Raw genomic sequence first — 547 nt, 5'->3', positions numbered from 1 at the left:
CGCCCATGACTATGATGACGAGAAGGCCGAGGCCTTCCTGGCAGAACTGGCCAAGACCCGTACCATGCACCCCGAAGGGCTGGGCGAGCTGCATTTCGACCCCAAGGCCGACATGATCTTTGATTACGATCACGCGCTGCCGGGCCATTCCAACGGCATGATCCTGATGGCCACCGACGCCCAGGGCGACGTGATCCTGAAACAGGTGTTCTATTCGATCGGCGGCGGCTTTGTCGTAACCGAAGAGGAACTGGCAGCAGGCAAGGCCACCGACGAGGGCGACCCGGTGCCCTTTCCATTCAAATCCGCGGCCGAAATGCTGGAGATGGCCAAGTCCAGCGGCAAATCCATTGCGGACATGAAGCGCGCCAATGAGATTGCCCGCGGCTGCGAGGACAGCCTCGCCAAAGGCACCGCCCGCATCTGGCAGGTGATGAACGACTGCATCAACCGAGGGCTGGAACGCGACGGCATCCTGCCCGGCGGCCTGAAGGTGCGCCGCCGCGCCAAAGGCATCTATGATGCGCTGATGGCCGAGCGCGGCATG

The 547-nt window shown here is 62.7% G+C and carries 1 protein-coding gene; it reads left to right on the top strand.

Going from position 1 to position 547, the window contains the following annotated elements; translation table 11 throughout:
• Nucleotides 1–547: serine dehydratase beta chain (locus tag RA20_RS24450; RefSeq protein WP_039135597.1), on the top strand; the 547-nt coding region annotated here is incomplete at both ends.

It is taken from the genome of Leisingera sp. ANG-Vp, from assembly GCF_000813725.1.
Classification (GTDB): Bacteria; Pseudomonadota; Alphaproteobacteria; order Rhodobacterales; family Rhodobacteraceae; genus Leisingera.
The sequence above is the reverse complement of the archived record's forward strand: the minus strand, read 5'-3'. Positions and strand labels throughout refer to the sequence as shown.